This is a genomic window from Flavobacterium fluviatile, assembly GCF_010645065.1.
Classification (GTDB): Bacteria; Bacteroidota; Bacteroidia; order Flavobacteriales; family Flavobacteriaceae; genus Flavobacterium; species Flavobacterium fluviatile.
The window spans coordinates 1-19,896 of sequence record NZ_JAADZW010000023.1; the positions used below are offsets into that span (position 1 = coordinate 1).

The following is a 19,896-nucleotide window of genomic DNA, read 5'->3' on the forward strand; positions in this document are numbered from 1 at the left end:
ATCGCAAGAAGTTTCCTCTCGGTCATACAAATATAAAAAAAATAGTAAAATAAATTAGGAACTAAAGATAGTACCTATGGCACTCGTTTTCAAAAGAACGTTCTTTCTTTTTTGTCATTTCGACCGGAGGGAGAAATCACACTAGAAGCTCCATAAAGTATGGTTCCAATCTTTGTCGAATCCCGAGTGTGATTTCTCCCTCCGGTCGAAATGACAAGATTGAGAAAAAATAGTGTAATTCATGCAATTTGTAGCAAGAACCTGAAACGTGAAACAAATAAAAACTTAAGAATAAACCTGAAACAAAAAAATATAAAATGAAAAACATAGCCATCATCATGGGCGGATATTCAAGCGAATATAAAATCTCTCTAATCAGCGGAAACGTAGTAAAACAATATCTTGACAAAACAAAATACAACGGATTCCGAATTCATATTTTCAAAGAAAAATGGGTTTATGTTGACGAAAATGAAGCTGAATTTCCAATTGACAGAAACGATTTTTCCGTAACCGTAAACGGCGATAAAATCAAATTTGACTGTGTTTTTAATGCTATTCACGGTTCTCCGGGCGAAGACGGACTTATGCAGGCGTATTTCGAATTACTCGGAATTCCGCAGACTTCATGCGATTATTATCAGGCAGCCGTAACCTTCAACAAACGTGATTTATTATCGGTTTTAAAACCATACGGAATCAAAACGGCTATCTCATATTACCTAAACAAAGGAGAAGAGATCAATACAGCCGAAATCGTCAAAAAGGTTGGTTTACCTTGTTTCGTAAAACCAAACAAAGCCGGATCAAGTTTTGGAATCTCAAAAGTAAAAACCGAAGCCGAATTGCCAATTGCCATTGAAGTAGCGTACAAAGAAGACAACGAAATCATCATCGAAAGTTTCCTTGACGGAACTGAGGTTTCTGTTGGCGTTATCAATTATAAAGGAGAAATCATCGTTTTACCCATTACAGAAATCGTCTCAGACAATGATTTCTTTGATTACGAAGCCAAATACGAAGGAAAATCACAGGAAATTACACCTGCGAGAATTTCAGACGAACTGACACAGAAAATTGGCGAAACAGCCAAACGCGCTTATGAGGTGTTGAAAATGAAAGGGTTCTCAAGAAGCGAATTCATTATCGTAAACAACGAACCGCACATGCTGGAAATGAATACCATCCCGGGATTAACAACCGAAAGCTTAATTCCACAGCAGGCAAAAGCAGCCGGAATAACCCTTGAAGATTTATTTACCAATGCAATTGAGCTGGCGCTGGCTTAAAAAGATGCTAAGATACTGAGGTGCTAAGATTCTAAGATTTTAGCACCTTTGTTTTTTTAATAGTCTTAATTCTAACTAAAACAAACAATATTGTCATTCCAACGAAGAAGTACACGAGTGATAGCGAACTGGCGAAGCAATCTCTACGATTATATTCGCTAAAGATTGAAATACTTTATAGAGCTTCTCACGAAGATTCCACCTTCGTCGGAATGACAAATCAAGAAAATTTAGGTTTCAGAGTGAAAAACTTAGTAACTTAGTTCCTCAGAACCTTAGCACCTCAACAAATGAAAGAAATATTTGAATGGGATAGATTGTTATTTAACGAACTGCCGGGAGTTTTCCTTCTGGAAGTAATCTTTCGTTCCTCCGTAATGTTCATAATTTTATTACTGACACTAAAACTGGCAGGAAAAAGAGGCGTAAAACAATTGTCTATTTTTGAAACTGTAATAATTATTGCGCTGGGCTCTGCTGCAGGAGACCCTATGTTTTATGAAGATGTAGGCATTGTACCGGCGATAACGGTTTTTGGAGTTATCATGATTTTGTACCGGACTGTCACCTGGCTAACCGGAAAAAGCAAAAAATTTGAAGAATTCATAGAAGGCAAAACCGAATGCCTTATTCAGGACGGAAAATTTTCTTTATCCTCTTTTGCAAAAGAAACGCTGGCACAGGATGAATTTTTTTCGGAACTCAGAGTACAATCCATCGAACATTTGGGACAGGTGAAACATGCTTTTATAGAACCCAGCGGTGAAATAAGTGTTTTTTATTATCCGGATGAAGAAGTTGGATACGGACTGCCGATTTTACCTGCTTTGTTTTCTAAAAAAAGTAAAATTATTCCAACTGACGGTACCTATTCCTGCAGCTTCTGTGGACATACTGAGAAACAAAAAGCAGGGACTGCAAAATGCAAAGTTTGTCAAAAAGAGGAATGGGTTGAATCCATAAATACAAAAAGGATAACGTAAAGAAATTTCAATACTTAAAATACCAAATTCCAAAGCTGCTGCTTTAAAAAAACTTAGAAGCTTAGTACCTCAAAACCTTAGAAAATTTAAAAAATGAAAAAAGCTATATTTCCGGGGTCGTTTGATCCTATTACTCTTGGACACGAAGATATTATCAAAAGAGGAATCCCTTTATTTGATGAAATCATAATAGCTATTGGTGTTAATGCCGAAAAAAAATACATGTTTTCACTGGAAGAAAGAAAACGCTTTATAGAGGAAACTTTTAAAAACGAACCTAAAGTTTCGGTGATTACTTACGAAGGCCTGACCATCGATCTGGCAAAAAAACTAAAAGCCAATTTTATTTTAAGAGGTTTGCGCAACCCAGCCGATTTTGAATTTGAAAAAGCCATCGCACATACTAACAGAAAACTATCTAAAATAGAAACCGTGTTTTTATTAACTGCGGCAGGTACTTCATTTATCAGTTCTAGTATTGTTCGTGATGTATTACGCCACGGCGGCGAATATGAAATGCTGGTTCCGGAGGCAGTGAGGGTGAAGAAATAAAATTCAATAATTTAAAAGATTATTACAATGAAAACTCATAAACGAACTGAAAACCAAACTAAAATTCTTGAAGGAATGGACAAAGTTTATGAAAAACTAATAGATTTCAAAAAGAAAATGAATAGCGAATTAGTTGTTCTAAAAGACGGTAAAATAGTACGTATTAAACCTTGATTTTGAACCAAACATAAATTTGTAACCCAGTCAAATTATAAGTAATTTCGGCGTTTCAAATAAAATCAAACCATGAGCATCGAAAGAGAATTAAGGAAACGCAGCGGATCTAAATGTGAACTTTGCGGCGCAGAAGAAAACCTGAAAGTATATACCATTTTACCCACTCAAAAAGGCGGAATTGACGAAAGTATATTAGCCTGCAATACCTGTATTGACCAAATTGAAAATCCGGACAAAGTTGATTTAAATCACTGGAGATGCCTTAACGACAGTATGTGGAATGAAAACATTCCGGTTCAGGTTGTGGCCTGGAGAATGTTAAGCCGTATGCGTGCTGCCGGCTGGCCTCAGGAATTACTGGACATGATGTACTTAGACGAAGATACTCTTACGTGGGCACAGGCAACCGGAGAAGGTGAAGATGACGAAAACAAACTGGTTCATCGTGATAGCAACGGCGTTGTTTTACAGCACGGAGATTCGGTAGTTTTAATTAAAGATCTGAAGGTAAAAGGATCAAGCATGGTTGCCAAACAAGGCACTGCTGTTCGCAATATTCGCTTAGATCATGAAAACGCTGAATATATTGAAGGAAAAGTCGATGGTCAGCAGATTGTTATTATTACACAATACGTTAAGAAGATATAATCTAAAAAAGTCACAGTTTTATTGCATTAACAAAACTGTGACTTAAAAATTAATTAACCTTATTTAATTTTACATTTTTGGCAACAATACGGTGTCAACTACATGAATAACACCATTTGATTGGTTGACATCTGCAATAGTAACTTTCGATTTGTTTCCGCTTTCATCAGAGATGTACAAATCTTTCCCGTCCATCCAGGCAGTTAAAGTTCCGCCGCTAACTGTTTTAAGAGTTGCTTTTCCCTTACCCATTTTTATTGCTTTTGCAATATCCAAAGCATTCATTTTTCCAGCTACAACGTGATAGGTTAATATTGTTTGTAGTGTTTTGATATTTTCCGGTTTTAATAATGTTTCAACAGTTCCAGCTGGAAGTTTGTCAAATGCAGCATTTGTGGGAGCAAAAACCGTAAAAGGTCCTTTTCCTTGTAATGTTTCTACCAATCCTGCCGCTTTTACTGCAGCAACCAATGTCGTATGATCTTTTGAGTTAACGGCATTTTCGACAATATTCTTATTTGGATACATGGCAGCTCCGCCAACCATTACTGTTTTTTGTGCAAATGATGCAAATCCGAATCCCAAAGCTAAAACTGCTGCTGCTAAAAATTTTGTAGTTTTCATAATGAATGTTTTAAGTTATAGATTCATTTACGCTTTAAGTCTTAATTTGGTTTTAGGATTGCTGAAATTAAAAATTAATAAAAAAAAGAGTTCGTAGTAAAGCGCTAGATTACAAACAACTACCTTTTATAAAAGGAAGAAAATTTAAACTTAATTTAAAATCAGGACCATTTCGTAAGATAAATTTACTACTAAGGGAACATTCTCTTTTATTGATTTTGCCTAATTTAATATGAAGACCTTAAAAATGATAATTTAACAAGTTATCAGAAAAATTGTATAAAATATCTTCATATCATAAAATGTACTTTTAATCTGTCCAATAAAGGTGGGCTATGATAAAAATACTAAAACTAAAAACTTATTGATATGGAATTTGATAATCAATTTTATTCGTCTGACGAATATACGAGCGATATGACACATTATGAAGAACAGCTGATATTAAATTACGATGATTACTTAGATGTCGCTTTTGAAGCAGAACTTACAGCCAGTAACCATTACAACTTAGAGCTTGGCGACCTGGAAGAATACCTTGAGGATGATCTGCATTCTGAATACGATGAAAATGACTGGGAAGAACTGGAATCTATTGGACTCGACGGTGAATTTGATAAGAATGAGGAAGAACCAGGAAGTTTTCTAATGAAGAACTAAAACTGAGTTGTTGTTGATAATAAAACATAAAAAAGTCCCCTTTTAAACATAAGGGAACTTTGTGTTTTATAATTTAACGCCAACCAAGTTCCGGGGCAACATATTTTAGTATAGCTGAGAGCACATGAATATTATAGTCAACGCCTAATGTGTTGGGTATTGTCAGCAATAATGTATCGGCTTCCTGAATAGCTTCATCCTGAGCTAATTCTGCGATGAGTTTATCCGGCTCAGCTGCATAACTTTTACCAAAGATTGCCCGTTTATCTCTTTCAATATTACCAAAGCTATCTGAGCCTTTACCCTGATCTGCAAAATAGTATCTGTCCTGGTCGTTGACCAGTGCAAAAATGGAACGGCTTACTGAAACCCTTGCTTCACGCTGATGTCCGGCTTTTTTCCAGGCTTCTTTGTATAACCGGATCTGCTCTGCCTGCTGGATATGGAAAGGTTTGCCATTTTCATCATACTTCAGGGTAGAACTTTGCAAATGCATTCCGTTTTCAGCCGCCCAGACAGCTGTAGCATTGGATGCAGCCCCCCACCAGATTCGCTCTCGGAGTCCTTCTGAATGTGGCTCCAGCCGCAATAAGCCCGGCGGATTTGGAAACATCGGATACGGATTGGGTTCAGCAAATCCTTCACCGTTGAGCCTTTTTAAAAATTCCAGCGCTTTTTTGCGCCCCATATCAGCATCTGTTTCACCCTTTACAGGTTCGTACCCAAATTCGCGCCAGCCATCAATCACCTGTTCCGGCGATCCCCTGCTGATTCCTAATTGTAAACGTCCTCCTGAAATTAAGTCGGCAGCACCGGCATCTTCCACCATATACAACGGATTCTCATACCGCATATCAATCACTCCTGTCCCAATCTCTATTTTGCTTGTTTTAGCACCAATAGCCGAAAGTAAAGGAAAAGGCGATGCCAGCTGGGTGGCAAAATGATGAACCCGGAAATAAGCACCATCCAAACCAATTTCCTCTGCAGCAACGGCCAAATCAATGGACTGAAGAAGCGTATCGCCTGCCGTACGGGTTTTATAAGAAGGATGATTCGCCCAATGCCCAAACGATAAAAATCCTATTTTCTTCATAGATAGCATTATTAGTAATTACTATTCCAAATATACGCATCATTATTGAGTAAGATTTCAATCGATAGACCGAAATTATCATCACCTTTGTTCATAAATAGTATATCTAAAAATCCTTTTAACTCTTCTGTTAATATTTATCTTTTTTTTAATAACTTTAAATCAAAATAGATTCATTATGGAAAATCTGCCTAAAAAAATAAGAAGCAAAAAGTTAAGTGCAAGAGTTGATTTGACTGCAATGGTCAGCGTTTCTTTTTTACTGATTATATTTTTTATGGTTGTTGGCGAATTGTCAAAGCCAAAGGCTATTGATTTAGCATTGCCCGATAATGGAGATATAACTTGTGGTTGGCATGGTAGCTGTGGCGAAAATAGATCTTTTACAATTTTATTAGGTGATGATGATAAATTGATTTATTATATGGGGATTTTAAGTTATCCAATAATTCCTGCTAAAGAAATTGAATATGGTAAAGAAGGAATTCGTAAAGAATTATTAAATAAAAATAAACAGATTCAGGAATATACAGGGAGCTCAAAAAATGGTTTAACAGTAATTATAAAACCCAGCAAAAAATGCAACTTCAAAAATTTAGTTGACATTCTGGATGAAATGGCAATTACTAAAATTCAAACTTATGCAATCGTAAATGATTTCACTCCCGAAGAAACTAAATTATTAGCAGACAACTAAAATTCAAAAGCAATGGAAATCAATAGAAAAGTCAGAAGCAGAAAACTAAATACAAGAGTTGACTTAACCGCCATGGTCAGCATTTCTTTTTTATTGATTATATTTTTTATGGTTGCGGCTGAATTGGCCAAACCGAAAATTATGGACTTTGGACACGGGGACAGTGGTTGTGGTCCTAAACCTGAATGCAACAAACCAGATGAAAACCGTATTTTAACCGTATTACTTGACGATAACGACAAGATGATTACTTATATGGGATTAATACATTCTCCTGTCCAGAATCCTAAACAAGTCAAATATGGAAGAGACGGAATACGTAGAGAGCTATTAAACATTGACAGAAAAGTTCATGAATATTCTGCCAGAATGGGAAAACCTGAAATAGGTGTTACAGTCATCATCAAACCCAGCAAAAAATCTAATTACGGCAATCTGGTTGATATTCTTGAAGAAATGAATATAACAGGAATTAATTCTTATGCTATTGTAGATTATTACACACCTGAAGAAACAAAATTACTTGCTTCAAATTAAATTCATTGTGAAAACGGTTGCCTAGCCCAGATAGAAGGGAAAATCCTTTTGTGCCGGAGTTCGGCATAAAAGATTTGGAATGATAGCTGGACACGAGCGATAGCGAATTGACGAAGTAAATAGCTTCTAAAACATAATAAAGAAATTTCAAATTCCAACTATGAGTTATCGACTTCGCTCCAACTTAGAAACTTGAAACCTTAAACAAAAAGACATAAAAAAAAGTCCCACACCACTGTGGAACTCTTTATATGGTTGTAGAGATGCACTGCAGTGCATCTCTACAACTAAGAATTATTTTTTCTCAGTTTTTTCCATTTTAGCTTTAAGAGCAGCCAATACATCATTGTTATCACCTAAAGTCGCAGCTGGTGCATTAGTAGTAGAGTTAGATGAAGTATTTTCAGCAGCAGCTTTTACATTTTTCTCTTCTTCTTCTCTGAAGATAGCAGTGTGAGAAGCAACTACTCTTTTGAATTCTTTGTTGAACTCGATTACTTTGAAATCAGCTGTATCACCTTTTTTCAATTTCTTTCCGTCTTCTTTTTCAAGGTGACGAGTAGGAATGAAAGCAACGATATCATCTCCGAATTCTACAGTAGCTCCTTTGTCAACGATTTCAGAAATTTCACCATTGTGGATAGTTCCTACAGCGAAAGAATCTTCGTATTGATCCCAAGGATTAGCAGTAGTTTGTTTGTGACCTAAAGATAATTTACGTCCTTCAACATCTAATTCTAATACTACAACATCAAGTTTTTCACCAACGTTTACAAACTCAGATGGGTGTTTGATTTTCTTAGTCCAGGATAAGTCAGAGATGTAGATTAATCCATCAATTCCTTCTTCTAATTCTACGAAAATACCAAAGTTTGTAAAGTTTCTAACGATACCTGTATGTTTAGAACCTACCGGGTATTTAGAAGTAATATCAGTCCATGGATCCTGAGTTAATTGCTTGATACCTAATGACATCTTACGATCTTCTCTGTCAAGAGTTAAGATAACTGCTTCAACAACATCTCCAACTTTCACGAAGTCCTGAGCAGAACGTAAGTGAGTTGACCATGACATTTCAGAAACGTGGATTAAACCTTCAACACCTTCAGCAACTTCGATAAATGCACCGTAATCAGCGATTACAACTACTTTACCTTTCACTTTATCACCAACAGTTAAATTAGCATCTAAAGCATCCCATGGGTGAGCGTTTAATTGTTTCAATCCTAATTGAATTCTTGTTTTCTCGTCATCGAAATCAAGGATTACAACGTTTAATTTTTGGTCTAATTCAAGAACTTCACTTGGGTGGTTGATTCTGCTCCAAGAAAGGTCAGTAATGTGAATTAATCCGTCAACACCACCTAAGTCAATGAACACACCATAAGAAGTAATGTTTTTAACAACACCTTCTAATACTTGTCCTTTTTGTAATTGACCGATGATTTCTTTTTTCTGTACCTCGATATCAGCTTCGATAAGCGCTTTGTGAGATACAACAACGTTTTTGAATTCGTGGTTGATTTTTACCACTTTGAATTCCATCATTTTGTTTACATATACATCGTAGTCTCTAATTGGCTTAACGTCAATTTGAGATCCTGGTAAGAACGCCTCGATACCGAATACGTCAACGATCATACCTCCTTTAGTTCTGCATTTAACAAAACCGTTAACGATTTCTCCGGTTTCATTAGCTGCAATAACTCTATCCCAAGACTTGATAGTACGTGCTTTTCTGTGAGATAATACTAACTGACCTGTTTTATCCTCACGGATGTCGATTAATACTTCTACTTTGTCACCTACTTTTAAGTTTGGGTTGTAACGGAATTCGTTTAAAGAAATAACACCTTCAGATTTAGCATTGATATCAACGATAACGTCTCTATCTGTAATTCTAACAACAACACCTTCAACTACTTCTTCCTGATCTGTAGCGATGAAAGTTTTTGATACTAGTTCTTCAAACTCTTGTAAGTTTTTCTCATCTACTGCGTCGATTCCTTCCTGGAAGTTGTGCCAGTTAAAATTTGCTAAAAACTCTTCTTGTGATTTTAATTGTTCAGACATGCTGATAAAAAATTTGTATTCTGTTTTCCTCGTGTTTCATAAAGCGGTAAAAAAACAGAAGTTGTTTTACTTAATTGTTTGATTCCTAATGGAAACGCTGACCGCCAAAAGGACTGCAAAATTAATACATTTATTTGTAACAGCCAACAAAAAAACACATGATTATCAGTTAATGGCTCTGAAGCAGGCATTTTTAGGGTTTTCAAGACCAAAAGTCCCGCTATTCGTTGCACACGAGCGATAGCGAACTGACGAAGTAATCTTTTATGCCGAACCCCGGCACAAAAGGATTTTCACTTCTATCGGGGCTAGGTTAGGAAATTCATATTTCCATAAGAACCAACAAACCCGACATGTTATGAAAACTTGTCGGGTCTAAACTTTACAATACCCCTAACCAGGTGTCAGGCTGAGCGGAGTCGAAGCCGTTTCTCGCCTAAAAGCCTTCGACTCCGCTCAGGATGACATCTTAACTTTAACTTACGAATTAAACCAACCCGCCACCAATTCATCTTCAAAAGAATTTGCATTTTTATGAACAAACTCATTCGTGTTTTTATCATACTCATAATCCAGTTTCCAGCTTTCGTGGTTTTCAGCCAATTCTTTAATACTTTGGCACACATAAGCAATTTCTTCATTAGTTGTCGTTGGGTGAATCGACATTCTGATCCAGCCCGGTTTTTTTATCAAATCGCCAATTGTAATTTCATCAACCAGTTTGCTTGAGGTTTCCTGATCCACGTGCAGCAAAAAGTGTCCATAAGTTCCGGCACAACTGCAGCCTCCTCTGGTCTGAATTCCGAATTTGTCATTCAGTAATTTTACACCTAAATTAAAATGCAAATCTTCAATAAAAAACGAAATAACACCCAAACGCTCCTGATGCTGTCCCGCCAGAATCTTGATATTTGAAATTGGATTCAGTTCATTAAAAATAAAATCTACAATTTCATGCTCGCGCTGCAGGATATTTTCAATTCCCATTTCTTCTTTTAATTCGATTGCAAGAGCCGTTTTAATCACTTGGAGAAAACCCGGAGTTCCACCATCTTCGCGGTCTTCGATATTATCGATATATTTATGCTCTCCCCACGGATTGGTCCAGCTAACGGTTCCTCCGCCCGGACAATCGGGAATCATATTATTGTATAATTTTTTATTGAAAATCAAAACTCCTGACGTTCCGGGACCTCCCAAAAATTTATGCGGCGAAAAGAAAATTGCATCCAGATACGCTTCTGGATCTTCAGGATGCATATTAATTTCTACATAAGGCCCTGAACAGGCAAAATCTACAAAACAGACACCGTTATACAGGTGCATCAGTTTTGCTGCTTCGTGAAAAGGTGTTTTTAATCCGGTTACATTAGAACATGCTGTAATCGACGCAATTTTTATCGTTCTGTCTTTATATTTTTCTAATAACTCTTTTAAATTGTCAAGGCTAAAAAGTCCCTTTTCAGTTTCAGAACACGGAATAATTTCAACATCTGCAATTGTTTCCAGCCACGAAGTCTGATTGGAATGATGCTCCATGTGCGAAATAAAAACAATTGGTTTTTTCTCAGCCGGAATATTGGTAAAAGCTTTCAGGTTTTCAGGCACTTTCAAACCTAAAATTCGCTGAAATTTATTGATAACTCCTGTCATTCCGGTACCATCTGTAATCAAAACATCATCAGAACTGGCATTTGTGTGACGTTTGATGATGTGGCGTGCATGGTGATACGCTTTGGTCATAGCAGTACCCGAAACAGTGGTTTCGGTATGGGTATTGGCTACAAAAGGGCCAAATTCATTTAAAAGCTTTTCTTCAATCGGGCGATACAATCTTCCACTGGCCGTCCAGTCGGTGTAAATAATTTGTTTTTTTCCATAAGGTGAATCAAATTCCTGATGAATTCCAACTATATTCTCTCTGAAACGTTCAAAATATAACTCTAATGAAGCGCTTTTAGCGGTAGTTTCCATTTGTACTTTTTTATTTGCGCACAAATATATTCCTTTTTTATAAAATTGTTAATTCATCAATAATAAACTTCAGATTTTAACTTATGCAATATTATAATTACAAAAACGTTTGGTTTTTAATTAATTTAATAATATTTCCTATATAACAAGTAGAGTAACTGGAAATTGTTAAATGCTAAAAAGTTTCTCCTGCATTAAGATAAAACCCTTCCGATTTTCGGCCCCAGGCATAATCAAAAATCAAATTTGTTTTAGTTGCCTTATCAATCAACAAACGCAGTCCAACTCCAGCAGCAGGCTGTATAGAATTAAAAAGGCGTACACTTTTATCGTCATTGCTTGCGGTAATAAAATTTGTAAACACCACGCCGCTCAAAAGCTGATTACATGTAATAGGAAATCTGAATTCTGTTGACAAATAAACCAGTCCCGGTCCGCGAAACAAACCTTGAGTATATCCTTCTCCGCTCCTGCTGCGCTGATCCCACCCCAATGCCGGCAAATTCAGATACGGAACTTTACCGTTTACAACAAACTGACCATAAGCCCAAAGTGCCAGTATATATCGTTTATGGGGATTAAAAAGCGGTATGAAATGACGGTATTCTCCATACAAAACACCGCTGTAATCCTGATTTTTAAAAAATACCGGATTTAAGCGATAGTTTAAGTTCGCATACCAACCTCTACTTGCATTTACCTGATTATCCCTGGAATCGTAAACTGCATTAAAATTAAATCCGTTTATAAAATATTCTGTATTGTCAAAATTGTATTTTTTACTGTAATTATAATGCTCAGTAAATTGCTCATTTTCAACATCGAGATTATAATCATTTATTGAAGAATACCAGTCAAAATTCAAACCTCCTCCCAAATAAAAATCCTTACTCACTCTCCAGGATGCCGTTTGATGAAATTTAAAATAATTATAATCCATCGGCTCGGCAATAGAGCTAATCTCAAAATCGGCATCTACAGTATGTCCCGGAATAATTCCTGTACCTAAACCATAATTGGGCTGCGAAAAAATATAAAACCTGTAGTCTCCGCTAAGGAAGATCTTGTTATTATTGAGTAAAATATTATTTTTAACGTTAATCATCCATTGCTTTTTGGTGGTATAAATGATTCCCACATTTGCTATAGAGTATTTATCTTCTGCGAGTTTTCCTTTAAAAGTATATTGAGCAACGGCCCCAAACATAAATCCCGTCGCAGGTTGAGAACCAATGACAGGAATCAGCAGAAAAAAATTATTCCTGACCGGTTTCATCACGAAAACGGAATCTTTCTTTTTAAAAATTTCAAATATCGTTTTTGGAGGACATAAAGTATCGGCATTTTCACTTTGGGCAGTCAAAATAGCGGAACTAAAAAGTAAACACCAAAAAGCGATCGAAACTATTTTGCGATATTTATTTTTAAAATAAGACAAATGGGATTGAGTTTAATGGTTATTTTCAGAAAATCATTCTTACAGTAAATATAACTATATATCACTCATTAACAAGAATATAACACAGAAAAAATCATTAGAAGCTTTTGAAATTTATACATCGTGCCTTATTCAGCTTTTATTTATAATTCAATTAACTTTTCTGGTGACCGGAATCCGTATAATTAGTTTTAAATTTGATAAAGCCATAATTTAATTCAAATTTTAGAAGTCAAAATCATAAAATATGAAAAATCAATCAATTGCAACCTTTGGTGGCGGCTGTTTCTGGTGCATAGAAGCCGTAATTCAACGTTTAAAAGGTGTAGAAACCATAAAGTCCGGATATTCTGACGGACAAATAAAAAATCCTGCTTACAGAGAAGTTTGCACCGGACGAACCGGTCATGCTGAAGTGGTACAGGTTATTTTTAATCCTGATGTCATATCATATCATGACCTGATTACCATTTTTATGACCAGCCATGATCCTACAACCTTAAACCGACAAGGCGCAGACAGCGGAACTCAATACCGTTCTATTATTTTATATCATGATGAAACGCAAAAAGAAATTGTAGAAAAGGTTTTTGAAGAATTAAAACCGGTTTATGCAAGCCCAATTGTAACACAGCTAAAACCTTTTCAGGTATTTTACGAAGCCGAAGAAGATCATCAAAATTATTACAATGATAATCCTGAAGCAGGTTATTGCCGTATGGTAATTGACCCAAAAGTGTACAAATTAAAAAAAATGTACGCTGACAAATTAATTGAATAATATTTCATGAAGAGCTTAAAAATAAATAATCGTTTTACTGCCGAATTACCGGCTGACCCTGATGAAACCAATGAAATCCGTCAGGTTTCAAAGGCGCTTTTTTCGTATGTTTATCCAACAAAACCATCCAATCCTAAACTAATTCATGCTTCAGAAGAAGTAGCTGAATTAGTCGGGATTTCAGCAGATGAAATCCAGTCCGAAGAGTTTTTAAATGTTTTTTCGGGAAAAGAAATTCTGCCGCAGACACATCCGTATGCCATGTGTTACGCAGGACATCAGTTTGGTAACTGGGCAGGACAATTAGGAGATGGCCGTGCAATCAATTTAACCGAAGTTGAACACAATAATCAGTTTTACACTTTACAGTTAAAAGGGGCAGGAAAAACTCCTTATTCAAGAACTGCAGATGGACTGGCTGTTCTGCGTTCTTCCATTCGTGAATATTTATGTGCTGAAGCGATGCATTATCTGCGTGTTCCCACCACGCGGTCACTTTCTTTGATTTTATCAGGCGATCAGGTACTTCGTGATATATTATACAATGGAAATCCTGCTTACGAAAAAGGCGCTATTGTATGCCGTGTAGCACCATCATTTATCCGTTTTGGAAGTTTTGAAATGCTTGCTGCGAGAAATGAACTTAAAAACCTGAAACAATTCGTAGAATACAACATCAGACATTATTTCCCTGAAATTAAGGGTGAGCCAAAAGAGCAATATTTACAGTTTTTTAAAACCGTTGCCGATAAAACGCGAGAAATGATTTTACACTGGCAGCGCGTAGGTTTTGTTCATGGCGTGATGAATACCGATAATATGTCAGTTCACGGAATCACGATTGATTACGGACCTTACGGATGGCTGGAAAATTACGACCCTAACTGGACACCTAATACAACGGATAGCCAAAACAGAAGATACCGTTTCGGGAACCAGCCTCAGGTTGCCCAATGGAATTTGTTTCAACTGGCCAATTCATTGTATCCTTTAATAAACGAAGCAGAGCCTTTGGAAAAAATATTAGAATCGTTTATGACCGATTTTGATACTGATTATAAAAAAATGATTTTAGAAAAATTGGGGATCATTACTCCAGCAGAAAATGATGACGAATTTATTGCTTATCTGGATTCAAATCTGCAATTATCGGAAACGGATATGACTATTTTTTATCGCAATCTGAATAGAATCCGAAAAGGCGATTCTGCAGAAAAAGCCTTAAAAGCGATTAAAGATGCTTTTTACAAACCGGAAGAAATCAAAGAGGCGATTGAAGAAAACTGGTTATTATGGTTTACCGATTATTTGAAGCGTCTGAATCTTGAAAACACTTCAGAAGAAGAAAGAATTGCACTTCAAAATTCTGTCAATCCAAAATATGTATTGAGAAACTACATGGCGCAGTTAGCAATTGATTCAGCTGATAATGAAGATTATTCGCTAATTGAAGAATTATATGAATTACTGAAAAAACCTTATGACGAACAGCCCGAATACGAAAAATGGTTTGCAAAGAGACCAGACTGGGCAAGATCTAAAGTTGGCTGTTCTATGCTTTCGTGTAGTTCTTAGTTTATAGCAATATAAAAGAGAAAAAGGATTAACAAAAATTAAAGCAATTTTAATGAATTCAAAACTTAATATAGCTGAATTTAGGAATAGATTAAAAGAAAATACAAAAATTGGCAGACCTGATATACAATTATCACTTGGAATATTCTCTCTCTTTTATCTAAATTCAAAAATTTTTTATGGAATATTTGACGATTCAACTTTTCGACTCACAATAAATTATAATTTCACTTCAGGCTTTTATATCTTAAAGGGTAAATATCAAAACATTGACAACAAACTAAAACTAAATTACATAATTGAACCTATGAGCAGAATAGGAATTACTTGGATAAAATACTTTCCATTCATTGCTCTGATTGGTTTTAATTGCTTTTACTTCTTTAATTTAAAAAACGTACCAAATGAAATAAATATAATTTTTAATTCATTCATCGTGTTTATAATATTCTTTTCACGATGGGATATAAAAAGGAAAAGAAAAAAATTGGAACAAAAATTCATTGAAATATTCGAAATAAATGAATAATACACAACTCCCAACAACCAATTTTTTAACCTATACACATTGAGCACATTCGAGAACCTTTTATCTCTAAAGCATTTCTACTCCGCTCAATGTGACACTTTTATTTATTTCGATGTAATATAATCCACAATCATATTCGCATGAACACGGGAGTTTTCAATAAACCATTTGTGAGTCTGCATTCCCCCGCAAACCACACCTGCTAAAAATAATCCTTTTACGTTCGTTTCCATCGTTTCATCATTGTAAGATGGTATTTTCAATTCGTCGTCAGACAATTCAATACCCATTTTTTCAAGGAAAGACAAATCAGGTTTATAGCCTGTTAAAGCCAGAACAAAATCATTTTTGATAGTTACTTTGCCATCCGGAGTTTCAATTTCTACTTCATCCTCCCGAATTTCAGTAATATTCGATTCAAAATACGCTTTTATACTGCCTTCGGCAATTCGGTTTTCAATATCCGGTTTTACCCAGTATTTTACCCGATTATTGATTTCGTTTTTACGAATAACCATCGTTATATTCGCTCCTTTTCTCCAGCATTCCAAAGCTGCATCCACAGAAGAATTATTTGCGCCCACAACCAAGACATCCCTAAAAGCATATTCATGGGCTTCTTTATAATAATGACGAACTTTAGGCAGCTTTTCGCCTTTGACATTCATTTCGATCGGAATATCATAAAATCCTGTTGCGATAATTACATTTTGGGCTTCATAAAGTTTTTTATCTGTAGTGATTTTAAAAAGCTGATTTTCGAGTTTCTGAACTTCAGTAACTTTTTCGAATAAATTAATATTGAAATTAAAATAACGATGAATGTTCCGGTAGTATTCCAAAGCCTCCTGACGACCCGGTTTAGGTGCGAGACAATTAAACGGAATATTGCCTATTTCAAGTCTTTCGGCTGTAGAAAAAAATGTCATATACAAAGGATAATTGAAAATACTGTTTACAATTGCCCCTTTTTCAATAATCAGATAATTCAGGTTTTTCTTTTGCGCTTCTATTGCACACGCCAGCCCAATCGGACCTCCTCCCACAATAATCAGATCGTACGGATGTGTCATAAAATTGTTATTTTTTCCAGTCTTTAAAAGGATTTTTACTCAAATAGGCATTGTAGTAGCGTTCATCATTTGTAACCTCATCACCCAGCCAGTCCGGTTTTTCAAAAGATTCTGTTTCAGATTCAAGTTCGATTTCCGCCATGACCAAACCTTCATTTTCTCCATAAAATTCATCCACTTCAAAAATATGTTTGCCGGATAGAATTTCAAAACGTGTTTTTTCAATCTTACCCTTCTCACATAATTTAAGTAATTCCTGCGCTTCATCAAGCGGAATCTCATTCTCCCATTCAAAACGGGACATTCCGCCCTGCTGGCTTATTCCCTTGATTGTCAGAAACCCTCTTTCACCTTTAATTCTGATACGTACCGTTCTTTCAGGAATTGAACTCAGGTAGCCCTGAGCGATTTTATTTTGGGCGAAAGCCTGTGCCTTGAAAGCATTTGATTTTACAAGAAACTTTCTTTCAGTCTCAATCATTAGTTCTGCTAATTAAATTTTATGCAAGTTACTTAATTTAGTGCTAAACTGAATGTGTATTCGGATTTTGAGAATACAAAAAGCAAGCCTTTATAATTTTTCTAAAAATGAAGTATCCCAGTTTTTAGTTTTGCTGTACCATAACTGTCCGTTCAAAACTTCCAATGGGCAATCAATATTATTGGTGTAAAGTGCGCCTGTTCCTAATCCCTGAGGCATCTGAGAATTCAGCAGAAATGTCCATTGTGCAATTGCATTTAACCCAATGTTGCTTTCCAGTGCAGAAGTAATCCACCAGCCGATATTGTATTTATCAGCTAATCCAATCCATTCCTGGGTTCCTCTGAAACCACCTACAAAACTTGGCTTCAAAATGATATATTGCGGCTTTATTTTTTGCAAAAGTGCTTCCTTTTCTTTATACGAAAACACTCCAATCAACTCTTCATCCAAAGCTATGGGAAACGGAGTGGTTTTACACAACTCTGCCATACTGTCAGTGTTGTTTTTTTGAATAGGCTGCTCAATACTATGTAATTCAAAACCAGACAATTGTTTTAATCTATCTAAAGCCTCGTTTGAAGAAAAAGCGCCATTAGCATCTACCCTGATTTCTATCTGCTTAGCTGAAAAATGAGTACGTATAAAACGTAATAACTCGAGTTCTTTTTGAAAATCTATAGCGCCGATCTTCAGTTTTATACAGGTAAATCCCTGCGCCAGTTTATCTTCAATCTGTTCTTTCATGAAAGCTTCTTCTCCCATCCAGACCAGACCATTTATCACAATAGATTTCGAATTATTCGTAAAATCTGAAGGAAATAAATGATACGGATTTTTACTTTTAAGAGACAAAAAAGCCATCTCGATTCCGAACTGAATTGAGGGAAATTCAGGTAATTTTTCCCAAAGTGCTTTTTCGCCTAAGTGAATGTTCTGGCAAGCCCAGTTTAATTTTTCCTCATAATCTTCTCTGTCGTCAGCACTCAAACCTCTTAAGATACCACACTCGCCTATTCCTTTTTTACCATTTTCTTCGAGAATTATAAACCAGGTTTCTTTTTCGGTCATAATTCCCCTGGACGTTCCGGATGGACGTTTAAATTCGAGCATGTATTTTTGGTAAGTAGCTTTCATGCGTGTGCTTTTTTAAACCATATAAGTGATTATAAGAAAATATAAGTTTCCCTTTGAGTAAATTTATAAAAAGGGCTTCGACTCCGCTCAGCGCGACAATTAATTTTAATTAAATTTAATGACAACTATAAACCATTCACACTTAAATGAACTTTATCACTTGTATGGTGAAAATATTTTTAGTTATACAATTTCAAAACCCTTTCAAAGTCTGATGAAGGCAATCCTGCTTTCTGAAAAAGAGCAAAATCCTGTTTGGTTTTGTCTATCCAGCTCAGGCTGTCAGTTACGTTTTGCGACTGGTATTTTTTATAAATCGGTTTTGCCTGACTGAAATCATCACTTACAAGATAAGCATGAGCTAAATTAAGTTTCACCAATAATTCTGTATCGTCCAGTTTTTCGCCTTCTTTTAAAAACTTTATAGCTTTTGCATATTGTTTGGTCAAAATATAACTGTACCCAATAGAACTGTAGTCCAGGGCTGTTGCTTTTCCTGCTGCTATAATTGTATTTAGCTTCTGGATTGCTTCGTTAAATTTTTGAAGTTTAATTAAAGTATTTGCCTGAGTACGCAAATCATTATAAACATTTTTAGAAATAGAAGCATCATTATAGCAGGTATTCCCAAAATCTTTATAAACCTTAGTTTTTTCTATGGCAAGCAGTTTTTGAAATTCAGTGTAGCGGTATTGTTTCATGATTTTCTCCAGAATACATACACAAAAATCGTCAGAGTTAGCCATTTTTTGTGCCATTGTAGAGGTTTTGCACAGACTAACAATCTCATTTTTATTATCAACGTTCCAGCCACGGTTTAATTTCGCATCAACCCAGGGTACTACTTCTAAAACTATCTTTTGTTTCAGCAGCCAGTTTTTGCTTTCGAAACCAAACCAGATTGTAGTCGTATTAGCATTTAAGCAAGAAGATTTATCAATTGATAAGCGCTTGGCATCTTTGCTTAGAGGTTGTGTCTGGGCATAACAGGCATCGTTTACTTTTCCGTTATCAATGTATTTTTTTGCATTTGCATCAGAAGTAAAAATTCCGTAGGTGCATTTGTCGTCGCCTGAAATTTTAGACATCAAAAATACAGCTCCCGCTGAGCCCTGCCCTATTCCGTAAGGATCTGGTATCGCTTTTAATACATTCACCAGGCTGTTTGCCATTTGCTGGTTTTCGTCTAAAAGTGTGATTCGGTAAACGATTTCGGTTGTACCAACAGGCAAATCCTCAGTTTTAACAGTTATCCTGTCGCCTGCAGAAACGATTATTTCTTTTGTTGTAGCACGCTCCTTGTCCCAATATCCGTCTTTTTGCGCAAAAGCATTATAAAAAGAACTTAATAAAAACAAAATAAATATTCTCTTCAAATTCATCTTTTATGGATTACACGTTATAGCCCTGATGGGAACGGCATCCTTTTGTGGCGGGGTTCGCCACAAAAGATACAGTGGACAGCAGGAAATTGCTTCTAAAAATTTTCAATATCAATTGCAATGTCAAAAAACAATTTCAATGCCAAAGTTTAATATGTTTCCGCTCAGCTTGACTTTGTCAACCTGAAAC

Annotated in this window: 20 protein-coding genes; 11 read left to right on the plus strand and 9 right to left on the minus strand. The window is 35.8% G+C overall.

Features of this window, described 5'->3' with window-relative positions:
- The first annotated feature begins 317 nt into the window (after positions 1-317).
- The 5 genes from GXM17_RS17895 to GXM17_RS17910 all read left to right on the plus strand — a co-directional run bounded on the left by GXM17_RS17895 (position 318) and on the right by GXM17_RS17910 (position 3,649).
- Entirely contained in the window at positions 318-1,289 is a 972-nt protein-coding gene (locus GXM17_RS17895) for a D-alanine--D-alanine ligase (protein ID WP_163400831.1), read from the plus strand.
- Positions 1,290-1,579: 290 nt separating this feature from the next.
- Positions 1,580-2,272, plus strand: coding sequence for a DUF421 domain-containing protein (locus tag GXM17_RS17900; RefSeq protein WP_163400833.1), 693 nt, complete (start codon positions 1,580-1,582; stop codon positions 2,270-2,272).
- 93 nt (positions 2,273-2,365) lie between these two features.
- Positions 2,366-2,824, plus strand: coding sequence for a pantetheine-phosphate adenylyltransferase (gene coaD, locus GXM17_RS17905; RefSeq protein ID WP_163400835.1), 459 nt, complete (start codon positions 2,366-2,368; stop codon positions 2,822-2,824).
- Between the two features lie 27 nt (positions 2,825-2,851).
- Positions 2,852-2,998: a hypothetical protein gene (locus GXM17_RS21595; protein WP_167522129.1), complete on the plus strand. Its 147-nt coding sequence runs from the start codon at positions 2,852-2,854 to the stop codon at positions 2,996-2,998.
- Positions 2,999-3,070: 72 nt separating this feature from the next.
- Positions 3,071-3,649, plus strand: coding sequence for a PhnA domain-containing protein (locus GXM17_RS17910; protein WP_163400837.1), 579 nt, complete (start codon positions 3,071-3,073; stop codon positions 3,647-3,649).
- 69 nt (positions 3,650-3,718) lie between these two features.
- Here the strand turns inward: GXM17_RS17910 and GXM17_RS17915 are convergent, their stop codons facing one another.
- Complete coding sequence (locus tag GXM17_RS17915; RefSeq protein WP_163400839.1) at positions 3,719-4,273, minus strand: fasciclin domain-containing protein; 555 nt, start codon at positions 4,271-4,273, stop codon at positions 3,719-3,721.
- A gap of 369 nt (positions 4,274-4,642) precedes the next feature.
- Here GXM17_RS17915 and GXM17_RS17920 point away from each other — a divergent pair, with 369 nt between their 5' ends.
- Entirely contained in the window at positions 4,643-4,933 is a 291-nt protein-coding gene (locus GXM17_RS17920) for a hypothetical protein (protein WP_163400841.1), read from the plus strand.
- Positions 4,934-5,006: 73 nt separating this feature from the next.
- Here the strand turns inward: GXM17_RS17920 and GXM17_RS17925 are convergent, their stop codons facing one another.
- Entirely contained in the window at positions 5,007-6,029 is a 1,023-nt protein-coding gene (locus tag GXM17_RS17925; RefSeq protein ID WP_163400843.1) for an LLM class flavin-dependent oxidoreductase, read from the minus strand.
- A gap of 178 nt (positions 6,030-6,207) precedes the next feature.
- On the opposite strand from GXM17_RS17925, the gene GXM17_RS17930 reads away from it, so the two are divergent.
- Both GXM17_RS17930 and GXM17_RS17935 read left to right on the plus strand, forming a co-directional pair.
- Positions 6,208-6,726, plus strand: a complete 519-nt coding sequence (locus GXM17_RS17930) for an ExbD/TolR family protein (protein ID WP_163400845.1) — start codon at positions 6,208-6,210, stop codon at positions 6,724-6,726.
- A 12-nt stretch (positions 6,727-6,738) separates the two neighbouring features.
- Positions 6,739-7,263 (plus strand): ExbD/TolR family protein, encoded by a 525-nt coding sequence (locus GXM17_RS17935; protein WP_163400847.1) that lies wholly within the window; start codon positions 6,739-6,741, stop codon positions 7,261-7,263.
- A gap of 294 nt (positions 7,264-7,557) precedes the next feature.
- Here the strand turns inward: GXM17_RS17935 and rpsA are convergent, their stop codons facing one another.
- The 3 genes from rpsA to GXM17_RS17950 all read right to left on the minus strand — a co-directional run bounded on the left by rpsA (position 7,558) and on the right by GXM17_RS17950 (position 12,673).
- Complete coding sequence (gene rpsA, locus GXM17_RS17940; RefSeq protein WP_163400849.1) at positions 7,558-9,336, minus strand: 30S ribosomal protein S1; 1,779 nt, start codon at positions 9,334-9,336, stop codon at positions 7,558-7,560.
- A 480-nt stretch (positions 9,337-9,816) separates the two neighbouring features.
- On the minus strand, positions 9,817-11,310 hold the full coding sequence (locus GXM17_RS17945; RefSeq protein ID WP_163400851.1) for an aminotransferase class V-fold PLP-dependent enzyme: 1,494 nt from the start codon (positions 11,308-11,310) through the stop codon (positions 9,817-9,819).
- 175 nt (positions 11,311-11,485) lie between these two features.
- Positions 11,486-12,673 carry a BamA/TamA family outer membrane protein gene (locus GXM17_RS17950; protein WP_244307437.1) on the minus strand — a complete coding sequence of 396 codons (1,188 nt, stop codon included), beginning with the start codon at positions 12,671-12,673 and terminating at the stop codon, positions 11,486-11,488.
- Positions 12,674-12,995: 322 nt separating this feature from the next.
- Between GXM17_RS17950 and msrA the strand changes: the two genes are divergently transcribed.
- Genes msrA through GXM17_RS17965 form a run of 3 tightly spaced genes read left to right on the plus strand, consistent with a single transcriptional unit; the run spans position 12,996 to position 15,633 of the window.
- The gene (msrA, locus tag GXM17_RS17955; protein WP_163400855.1) at positions 12,996-13,529 is read left to right on the plus strand and encodes a peptide-methionine (S)-S-oxide reductase MsrA; all 534 of its coding nucleotides are present in this window, start codon (positions 12,996-12,998) and stop codon (positions 13,527-13,529) included.
- A 6-nt stretch (positions 13,530-13,535) separates the two neighbouring features.
- Entirely contained in the window at positions 13,536-15,104 is a 1,569-nt protein-coding gene (locus GXM17_RS17960; RefSeq protein WP_163400857.1) for a protein adenylyltransferase SelO, read from the plus strand.
- A gap of 52 nt (positions 15,105-15,156) precedes the next feature.
- Positions 15,157-15,633: a hypothetical protein gene (locus GXM17_RS17965; protein ID WP_163400859.1), complete on the plus strand. Its 477-nt coding sequence runs from the start codon at positions 15,157-15,159 to the stop codon at positions 15,631-15,633.
- A gap of 104 nt (positions 15,634-15,737) precedes the next feature.
- Here GXM17_RS17965 and GXM17_RS17970 read toward each other — a convergent pair whose 3' ends face one another.
- The 4 genes from GXM17_RS17970 to GXM17_RS17985 all read right to left on the minus strand — a co-directional run bounded on the left by GXM17_RS17970 (position 15,738) and on the right by GXM17_RS17985 (position 19,706).
- Positions 15,738-16,706 (minus strand): YpdA family putative bacillithiol disulfide reductase, encoded by a 969-nt coding sequence (locus tag GXM17_RS17970; RefSeq protein ID WP_163400861.1) that lies wholly within the window; start codon positions 16,704-16,706, stop codon positions 15,738-15,740.
- Positions 16,707-16,713: 7 nt separating this feature from the next.
- Entirely contained in the window at positions 16,714-17,187 is a 474-nt protein-coding gene (locus GXM17_RS17975; RefSeq protein ID WP_163400864.1) for a CYTH domain-containing protein, read from the minus strand.
- 90 nt (positions 17,188-17,277) lie between these two features.
- Positions 17,278-18,324 carry an o-succinylbenzoate synthase gene (locus GXM17_RS17980; RefSeq protein ID WP_163400866.1) on the minus strand — a complete coding sequence of 349 codons (1,047 nt, stop codon included), beginning with the start codon at positions 18,322-18,324 and terminating at the stop codon, positions 17,278-17,280.
- A gap of 179 nt (positions 18,325-18,503) precedes the next feature.
- The gene (locus GXM17_RS17985) at positions 18,504-19,706 is read right to left on the minus strand and encodes a tetratricopeptide repeat protein (RefSeq protein WP_163400868.1); all 1,203 of its coding nucleotides are present in this window, start codon (positions 19,704-19,706) and stop codon (positions 18,504-18,506) included.
- Positions 19,707-19,896 lie beyond the last annotated feature (190 nt).

Bases quoted from the DNA above. Each gene is read 5' to 3' on its own strand.
- GXM17_RS17895 (WP_163400831.1), top strand. From the start codon at position 318: ATGAAAAACATAGCCATCATCATGGGCGGATATTCAAGCGAATATAAA.
- GXM17_RS17900 (WP_163400833.1), top strand. From the start codon at position 1,580: ATGAAAGAAATATTTGAATGGGATAGATTGTTATTTAACGAACTGCCG.
- coaD (WP_163400835.1), top strand. From the start codon at position 2,366: ATGAAAAAAGCTATATTTCCGGGGTCGTTTGATCCTATTACTCTTGGA.
- GXM17_RS21595 (WP_167522129.1), top strand. From the start codon at position 2,852: ATGAAAACTCATAAACGAACTGAAAACCAAACTAAAATTCTTGAAGGA.
- GXM17_RS17910 (WP_163400837.1), top strand. From the start codon at position 3,071: ATGAGCATCGAAAGAGAATTAAGGAAACGCAGCGGATCTAAATGTGAA.
- GXM17_RS17915 (WP_163400839.1), bottom strand. From the start codon at position 4,273: ATGAAAACTACAAAATTTTTAGCAGCAGCAGTTTTAGCTTTGGGATTC.
- GXM17_RS17920 (WP_163400841.1), top strand. From the start codon at position 4,643: ATGGAATTTGATAATCAATTTTATTCGTCTGACGAATATACGAGCGAT.
- GXM17_RS17925 (WP_163400843.1), bottom strand. From the start codon at position 6,029: ATGAAGAAAATAGGATTTTTATCGTTTGGGCATTGGGCGAATCATCCT.
- GXM17_RS17930 (WP_163400845.1), top strand. From the start codon at position 6,208: ATGGAAAATCTGCCTAAAAAAATAAGAAGCAAAAAGTTAAGTGCAAGA.
- GXM17_RS17935 (WP_163400847.1), top strand. From the start codon at position 6,739: ATGGAAATCAATAGAAAAGTCAGAAGCAGAAAACTAAATACAAGAGTT.
- rpsA (WP_163400849.1), bottom strand. From the start codon at position 9,336: ATGTCTGAACAATTAAAATCACAAGAAGAGTTTTTAGCAAATTTTAAC.
- GXM17_RS17945 (WP_163400851.1), bottom strand. From the start codon at position 11,310: ATGGAAACTACCGCTAAAAGCGCTTCATTAGAGTTATATTTTGAACGT.
- msrA (WP_163400855.1), top strand. From the start codon at position 12,996: ATGAAAAATCAATCAATTGCAACCTTTGGTGGCGGCTGTTTCTGGTGC.
- GXM17_RS17960 (WP_163400857.1), top strand. From the start codon at position 13,536: ATGAAGAGCTTAAAAATAAATAATCGTTTTACTGCCGAATTACCGGCT.
- GXM17_RS17965 (WP_163400859.1), top strand. From the start codon at position 15,157: ATGAATTCAAAACTTAATATAGCTGAATTTAGGAATAGATTAAAAGAA.
- GXM17_RS17970 (WP_163400861.1), bottom strand. From the start codon at position 16,706: ATGACACATCCGTACGATCTGATTATTGTGGGAGGAGGTCCGATTGGG.
- GXM17_RS17975 (WP_163400864.1), bottom strand. From the start codon at position 17,187: ATGATTGAGACTGAAAGAAAGTTTCTTGTAAAATCAAATGCTTTCAAG.
- GXM17_RS17980 (WP_163400866.1), bottom strand. From the start codon at position 18,324: ATGAAAGCTACTTACCAAAAATACATGCTCGAATTTAAACGTCCATCC.
- GXM17_RS17985 (WP_163400868.1), bottom strand. From the start codon at position 19,706: ATGAATTTGAAGAGAATATTTATTTTGTTTTTATTAAGTTCTTTTTAT.